The following is a 7,624-nucleotide window of genomic DNA, read 5'->3' as shown; positions in this document are numbered from 1 at the left end:
TCAAGAACTTTCTTGGCACGGTGCAATCGCTGGGCTACTGTGGACACGCCAGCGCCGCGCGGGCGCGCAGTCGCACCCGCGCACGCGCGCACCCGCCGTCGACAGGGAACCCCATGCCAGCCAGCGTCAAAGACGTCGCCGCCCTCGCCGGGGTCTCCTCCTCGACCGTCTCGAACTACCTCAACCACCCCCATGTGCTCGGAGAGTCGAGCGCCGCGAAGGTCAGGGACGCGATCGAGCAGCTCGGCTACGTGCCGAACGAATCGGCCAGACAGCTGCGCGCGGGGTCGAGCAAGGCGCTCGCGCTGATCCTGCTCGACGCCTGGCTGCCGTACTTCCACGAGCTCTCCCGCGGCGTCGAAGACGTGGCGCGCGAAGAAGGCTGGTCGCTCTTCTTCAGCAACAGCAATCGCGACGCCGGCACCGAGCGCCGCAACATCGACATGTTCGAGGCGCACCGAGTGCAGGGCATCGTCATCTATCCCCTCGAAGACGTGGTGCCCCGCCTCGAACAGCTCTCAGACCGCGGCATCCGCTCGGTCGTGGTCGGGCCCATCCCCGATTCCGACACCGTCGGCTCGGTGCAGTTCGACGACCGCGGCGGCGGACGCCTCGCAGGCGCGCATCTGCTGTCGATCGGTCGCTCGCGCATCCTGTTCCTCGGGGCGCCGAGCGTGAGCCAGTCGAACGACCGGCTGCAGGGTCTTCGCGATGCGGTCGCAGGCTCGGACGCCACGCTCGAGGTGCTCGATGTGCCGCACCTCACGACCGAGGACGGGCTCGAGATCGCCGAGCGGATCACCGCTCTCCCCGCCTCGGAGCGCCCTGACGCGATCTTCGCCGCGAACGACATGGTCGCGATCGGCGTGCTCACCCAGCTGCTGCGTCAGGGCATCCGCGTGCCGGAGGAGATCGCGCTGGTCGGCTTCGACGACGTCGCCCAGGCGCACCAGAGCGTGGTGCCGCTGACGAGCGTGCGGCAGCCCGGGTATGAGATCGGGCGGGCGGCGGGGGCGGCGCTGATCCGCCAGCTCACCGACCCCGCCGCCGACCTGCCCGCGCCGACGCCGTTCGCCGCCGAGCTGGTCGTCCGCGAGTCGACCGTCGGCCGCTGAGCTCACGCCGGCTCAGGCCGGGATCAGCCCCTCGACGGCGAGCTCAGCCCACAGGGCGCCGGGAATCTCGAGCGCCGCGTACTCCGCGTTCTGCTGCAACTGCCCCGGCCTGCTGCCGCCGACGACCACCGAGCGCACCACATCGGACTGCAGGGGGAACTGGATGGCGGCCGCGGGCAGCGGCACGTCGTGCTCGGCGCACACCGCTGCGATGCGCAGCAGCCGGTCCCAGAGCTCGTCGGGAAGCTGGCCGTACTCGTACCGCCCGTCGCGCCGCGGCTCACTCGACGCGAGCAGCCCCGAGTTGAACACCGATGCTGCGACGATCCCCGTTCCGGTCTCGCGACAGGCCGGCAGCACGTCGACGGCCGCGGGCTGTTCGAGCAGCGTGTACCGCCCGGCGACCATGACGAGATCGAGGTCTGCCGAGCGCACAGATGCGGCGAGCGCCTCCGACACCATCGACCCGATTCCGACGGCGGTCACCTGGCCATCCGCGCGCAGCTGCTCGAGCGCCGGCAGCGCTTCGGCGAGCGCGAGATCCAGGTCGTGCCGCTCGGGGTCGTGCAGGTAGAGCAGGTCGATGCGCTCGATCCCGAGGCGCTCGCGCGACTCGTCGAGGCTGGTGCGGATCCCCGATGCCGAGAAGTCCCACACGCGCTGCAGGTCGTCGGGCACGTGGAAGTCGTTCGCGGTGTCGAGGCCGCCGTCGTGGTCGGGGTTCGGCCGCAGCAGCCGCCCGACCTTGGTAGACAGCACGTACTCGTCGCGCGGCTTCGTCTGCAGGAACGCCCCGAGACGACGCTCTGACAGCCCCAGACCGTAGTGCGGAGCCGTGTCGAAGTAGCGGATGCCGCTGTCCCACGCGGCCTCCAGGATCGCCCACGACTCGTCGTCGCTCAGCTCGCGGAACAGGTTGCCGACGTTCGCGGCACCGTATCCGAGACGAGGAACCGTCAGTCGTGCAGAGACCGCCAGAGCGTCAGACTCCGACATGCTGCCCCGTCCACGTGTAGGCGGCGATGCTCTCGGCCTTCATCTCCATGCCCGAACCCGGCACGGTCGGAGCCATGTACGAGCCGCCTCGGATGTCGGTGGGGATCACGAAGTGCTCGTGCAGGTGGTCGACGAACTCGATCATCCGACCCTCGCGTGTGCCCGTGACGGCGACGAAGTCGAACATCGACAGGTGCTGCACGGCCTCGCACAGACCGACCCCGCCCGCATGCGGGCACACCGGCACTCCGAACTTCGCAGCCAGCAGAAGGTTGGCGATGTTCTCGTTGACGCCGGCGACCCGCACGGCGTCGATCTGCATGACCGAGATCGCCTCGGCCTGCAGCAGCTGCTTGAAGATCACGCGGTTCTGCGCATGCTCGCCGGTGGCGACGCGGATGGGCGCGACGCCCCTCGCGATCTCGGCGTGACCGAGCACGTCGTCGGGACTCGTGGGCTCTTCGATCCAGGCGGGGTGGAACTCCGCGAGCGCATTGACCCACTCGATCGCCTCCGACACCTCCCAGCGCTGGTTCGCGTCGATCGCGATGGGGAAGTCGGGCCCGCAGACCTCGCGCGCCTTGCGGAACCGCCGGATGTCGTCGTCGAGGTCGGCACCGACCTTGAGCTTGATCTGGGTGAAGCCGTCGGCCATCGCCTCGCGCGCGAGCCGCTCGAGCTTCTCATCCGAGTAGCCGAGCCAGCCGGGGCTGGTCGTGTAGCCGGGGTATCCGGTGTCGAGCAGCTCGCGCTCGCGCTCGGGCCGCCCGGGCTCCGCCGCGCGCAGGATCTCGAGGGCATCCTCGGGCGTGAGCGCGTTGGTCAGGTAGCGGAAGTCGACGAGGCCGACGAGCTCTTCCGGCGTCATCCGCGCCAGCAGCTGCCAGAGCGGCAGTCCTGCGCGCTTGGCCTTGATGTCCCACAGCGCATTGATGACGGCGCCGATGGCCATGTGCATCACGCCCTTCTCGGGGCCGAGCCAGCGCAGCTGCGAGTCGCCGATGATGTCACGGAACGTCGTGCCCATGTCGTCGAGCAGCGGTTCGATCTCGCGGCCGACGAGGTGCCCGGCGAGCGCGTCGATCGCGGCCACCTGCACGTCGTTGCCACGGCCGATCGTGAAGACGAAGGCGTGGCCGTCGATGCCGTCCTCGGCATCCGTGCGCACGATCACGTACGCCGCCGAGTAGTCGGGGTCGGGATTCATCGCGTCCGACCCGTCGAGGCTCAGCGACGTCGGGAAGCGGATGTCGGTCGTGTCGAGGGCGACGATGCGGCTCACGGGATCCTCTCGTGCACGGGGTGGGGATTCGTGCAGATCTCTTGGAGTGTAAACATCCGATGTCTATACTGTCAACGAGACGGGCCGCGCCGACGCGCCCCGCCACCATGGACACCTCACTGATCAGGAGAGACATGAAGTTCGCACGGCTAGGCACCCCCGGCGCCGAGATCCCCGTCCTCGTCGAGGGCGACCGCTACCTCGATCTGCGCTCCGTGACATCCGATGTGAACGGTGATTTCCTCGCCGGTGACTTCCGGACGCGCGTCGAAGCGGCCCGTGCCGCCGATGAGCTCCCCGTGCTCGACGATGCCGCCGCGATGCGCATCGGAGCGCCGATCGCCCGCCTGAGCGCCGTCATCTGCATCGGTCAGAACTATGCGGCTCACGCCCGCGAGTCCGGCTCCGAGCCGCCGACCGTGCCGATCATGTTCCTGAAGACGCCCAACACGGTCGTCGGTCCGAACGATGCGGTCACCATCCCCCGCGGCAGCGAGAAGACCGACTGGGAGGTCGAGCTCGGTATCGTCATCGGCGCCCGCGCCGCCTACCTCGATTCGCCCGACGACGCCGAGGCGCACATCGCCGGCTACGTCGTGGCGAACGACGTGTCGGAGCGCGCGTTCCAGATGGAGGTCTCGGGCGGCCAGTGGTCGAAGGGCAAGATCGCCCCCGGCTTCAACCCGACCGGCCCGTGGCTCGTCACCCCCGATGAGGTCGACGTCGACGAGCTGCAGCTGCGCAGTTGGGTCAACGGCGAGCCGCGTCAGGACTCGAACACGAACGACATGATCTTCGACGTGCGCGTGATCGTGCACCACCTGTCGCAGTACGTGACGCTCGAGCCCGGCGACCTGATCCTCACGGGCACCCCGCAGGGTGTCGCGTTCGGAGGCAGGTTCCCGTATCTGAAGGCGGGCGACGTGGTCGAGATCGAGATCGAAGGACTCGGGCATCAGCGCCAGGAGTTCGTGGCATGGGAGGCACAGAAGTGAGCAGCGCACTCGACGGACTCGTCGCGATCGTCACCGGCGGAGCATCCGGCATCGGCGCGGCCATCGCCGCCCGCCTGCACGCCGACGGAGCCCAGATCGCGGTGCTCGACCGCGACACCTCCGGAGCGGATGCCGCCTTCGCGGCGTTCACGGCCGATGTGTCGGACCGCGCATCGGTGGATGCCGCCGTCGAAGCCGTCGCCGAGAAGTTCGGCCGCATCGACATCGTGGTCAACAACGCCGGCGTGGGTGCACAGGGAGACATCACCGCGAACGACGACGACGAGTGGGCACGCGTGCTCTCGATCAACGTCACCGGCATCGCCCGGGTCACCTCGGCGGCGCTGCCGTGGCTCAAGAAGTCCCCGAGCGCGGCGGTCTGCAATACGGCATCCATCGCGTCATCGACAGGTCTGCCACAGCGTGCCCTCTACAGCGCGTCGAAGGGCGCGGTCTCGGCTCTGACCCGCGCCATGGCGGCCGACCATCTGCGCGAGGGCATCCGCGTGAACGCCGTGAACCCCGGCACCGCCGACACCCCCTGGGTCGGACGTCTGCTCGATTCGGCCGACGATCCGGCCGCCGAGCGCGCCGCTCTCGAGGCCCGCCAGCCGCATGGTCGCCTGGTCTCGCCCGACGAGGTCGCCGCGGCCGTCGCGTACCTCGTGAGCCCCGCTGCGGGGTCGACGACGGGAACGTTCATCGAGGTCGACGGCGGTATGGCGCAGCTGCGCCTGCGCCCCGTCGGCGACTGAGCCGCCCCTGTCACTTCCCGGCCGGTCCGACTCCCCGCGTTCCGGTCGCACTCTGTACCGCCCATCCGCGTTCCGGTCGCAGTTCGTGCCGTCCGTCCCGCGTTCCGGTCGCACTCTGCACCGCCCATCCGCGCTCCGGTCGCAGTTCGTGCCGTCCGTCCCGCGTTCCGGTCGCACTCTGCACCGCCCATCCGCGTTCCGGTCGCAGTTCGTGCCGTTCAAAAGAAGAACCAGCGGCACCAACTGCAACCGGAACGCCGACACCGCGGCGAAGAGCGGCACCGACTGCAACCGGAACGCCGAACCCGCGACCGGACGACCGCACGCGAAACCTGTGGATAGTGGCCACCGGCTGGCGATCCACTGGCACGGTGTCGGAATGGGACGACCACATCCGCTGCCCGAAGAGCTCGGACCTCGATTCAGTGTGCGGAGAGCAGCGTCGATCGGCGTGAGCCGCGGACGACTGAGAAGGTCTGATCTGGAGACACCGTTCCGCGGTGTGCGCGACAGCGAGGCGACGCCCGACCTCGACGGACTCGACCTCTTCGAGCGCCAGGCTGCGCAGCGTCGCCTACGGGCACGCCAGTATGCTCCTCGCCTGCGTCGCGATCAGTTCTTCAGCCATGAGTCTGCCGTCGCTCTGCTCGGCGGACCGCTCCCGCTGATCAGACGCGAGGGCCGCCCGGTCGATGGGATGACGTTGCCCGTGCACGTGTGCACCATCGGGCCGGGCACGCTGGTCAGAGCGAGGGGCGTCGCATCGCACAGGGCTCACCCCGCAGCCGCGACTTTCGACGGCATCGACAGTGCGCGCATCTCCCGGCCCGAGACTGCATGGGCTCAGCTCGGATCGTGGGACCTCTTGGATCTTGTGGCCCTCGGCGACTACTTCTGCCGTTCGTGGCGCACGGGCCACGGCCGCCCGGACTTCGGGCGACGCCCGATGGCGTCCATCGATGACCTGAGGGCGACGATCACGACAGGGCGGCGCGTCGGCATCCAGCGCCTGCGGCAGGCCGTCGACCTCGTGCGGGAGGACTCGTGGTCGCCACGGGAGTCGAAACTCCGATGCCATCTCGTATTGGCAGGCTTGCCCGAGCCGCAGCTCAATCATGACGTCTACGACGATGACGGACGATTCCTGGCCTGCGTAGATCTGGCCTACCCGGAGCGCAAGGTCGCGATCGAGTATCAGAGCATGCTGCATCACTCCCGCTACGCTGCGGACGTCGAGCGGATCGCCGCGCTTCGAGCTGCGGGCTGGAACGTCATCGAGGTGTCCGCCGAACTCTTCTCGCGACCGGCAGAACTCGTGGCGCGCGTGCAGCGGGCGCTCTTCGCCTGACTTCACGACCGGCCGCTCCGGTCGCAGTTCGTGCCGCCTGATGCGATGACCCATCCGTTCCAGTCGCAGTTCGTGCCGCCGAACGCCTGATTCCGCGGCACAAACTGCCACCGGAACCCCTGGTGGAGCGGGGGCGGGGCGGGGCGCGGGCGGGGGCGGGCGCGCGGGCCGGCGCGGGCCGGCACTACGAGCGACCGGAACGCAGCCAACCGAGGATGCCGCGACGGGGCCGCTCTTCGCGCGCATCCTCGTGCGCCGACCGTTCGCCGATCCGATAGAACGACTCGGCGTTGGCCCACATGATCGCGTCGACGTCGTGTCCGCGGCGCTCGGCCCAGTCGATCACGGCATCCGCCCACCTGCTCCGGGCCGTCGGCTGGTACATCGGCGATCCGTCGTCGTTCGCGTGGGGGTCGCCCTCCTCGGCCGGGCCGATCACCGACACCGGCCAGTCGCTGCCCCACATGAGCCGCTCGGCGCCGAAGGCATCGGCGGCGGCATCGAGGAACGGATGCAGCTGCGCCGCCGACCAGTCACCGCCGGCCTCTCCGGGCAGGCCCGACAGCTTGCACCACACGTTCGGATGCCGTGCGAGGTCGTCGAGATCGCGCACCCATTCCATCGTCGGGGCCACCGGCGCCTCCGCAGTGCCGACCTCGGGCTTGCCGAGGTGGTCGAGCACCATCCGCAGCTCGGGCACCGCTCCCGCGAGGCGCGCGATCTCAGGCAGCTGAGGGGAGCGCACGCACGCATCGAACGCCCACCCGCGCGCTGCGACCTCTCGCGCACCCGTCACGAATCCGGCCGACACCGCCAGTCCGTCGGGCTCGCCCTGCAGGTTGTGCCGCACGCCGACCACGAGCGGCTCGGCGGCGAGTCCTTCGAGGTGAGCGGTGGTGTCGGTGCCGCGATCGAGGCGCGCGCCGGCGACGATGCCGACCACCCCGACGCGGTCAGCCAGACTCGCCACCCACCGCACTTCGTCGAGGAAGTCGTCTTCGACGGTCTCGGCCTGCACGAAGACGGCGCTCTCGGTCGACGCACGCGCGACCCGCGCGTGCTCGATCTCGGTCGCACCGAACAGCCAGGCGAGCGGGCCCTCGAGCCAGGTGTAGTGCAGAAGCTCGGGATCC

7 protein-coding genes are annotated in these 7,624 nt (G+C 69.6%); 4 read left to right on the top strand and 3 right to left on the bottom strand.

The genetic code is table 11. The annotated features are described in order from the left end of the window. Positions 1–113: 113 nt before the first annotated feature. Positions 114–1,115: a LacI family DNA-binding transcriptional regulator gene (locus J7E68_RS10595; protein WP_215172391.1), complete on the top strand. Its 1,002-nt coding sequence runs from the start codon at positions 114–116 to the stop codon at positions 1,113–1,115. Positions 1,116–1,127: 12 nt separating this feature from the next. On the opposite strand, the gene J7E68_RS10590 is transcribed toward J7E68_RS10595, so the two are convergent. Beyond that, a complete protein-coding gene (locus J7E68_RS10590; RefSeq protein ID WP_215172389.1) occupies positions 1,128–2,111 on the bottom strand; it encodes an aldo/keto reductase in 984 nt (327 codons plus the stop codon). Beyond that, a complete protein-coding gene (locus tag J7E68_RS10585) occupies positions 2,098–3,393 on the bottom strand; it encodes an L-fuconate dehydratase (protein ID WP_215172387.1) in 1,296 nt (431 codons plus the stop codon). Before J7E68_RS10585 ends, J7E68_RS10590 begins: the two co-directional genes overlap by 14 nt. 134 nt (positions 3,394–3,527) lie before the next feature. Between J7E68_RS10585 and J7E68_RS10580 the strand changes: the two genes are divergently transcribed. The 3 genes from J7E68_RS10580 (at position 3,528) to J7E68_RS10570 (ending at position 6,491) form a co-directional block, all read left to right on the top strand. After that, the gene (locus J7E68_RS10580; RefSeq protein WP_215172385.1) at positions 3,528–4,388 is read left to right on the top strand and encodes a fumarylacetoacetate hydrolase family protein; all 861 of its coding nucleotides are present in this window, start codon (positions 3,528–3,530) and stop codon (positions 4,386–4,388) included. Next, the gene (locus tag J7E68_RS10575; protein ID WP_215172383.1) at positions 4,370–5,143 is read left to right on the top strand and encodes an SDR family oxidoreductase; all 774 of its coding nucleotides are present in this window, start codon (positions 4,370–4,372) and stop codon (positions 5,141–5,143) included. Before J7E68_RS10580 ends, J7E68_RS10575 begins: the two co-directional genes overlap by 19 nt. 379 nt (positions 5,144–5,522) lie before the next feature. Continuing rightward, positions 5,523–6,491 (top strand): hypothetical protein, encoded by a 969-nt coding sequence (locus J7E68_RS10570; protein ID WP_215172381.1) that lies wholly within the window; start codon positions 5,523–5,525, stop codon positions 6,489–6,491. A gap of 184 nt (positions 6,492–6,675) precedes the next feature. Here the strand turns inward: J7E68_RS10570 and J7E68_RS10565 are convergent. Next, positions 6,676–7,624: amidohydrolase (locus tag J7E68_RS10565; RefSeq protein WP_215172379.1), on the bottom strand; the 949-nt coding region annotated here is incomplete at its 5' end.

This window comes from Microbacterium sp. ISL-103 (assembly GCF_018613995.1).
Classification (GTDB): Bacteria; Actinomycetota; Actinomycetes; order Actinomycetales; family Microbacteriaceae; genus Microbacterium.
This window is presented reverse-complemented; position numbering and strand designations above follow the sequence as displayed.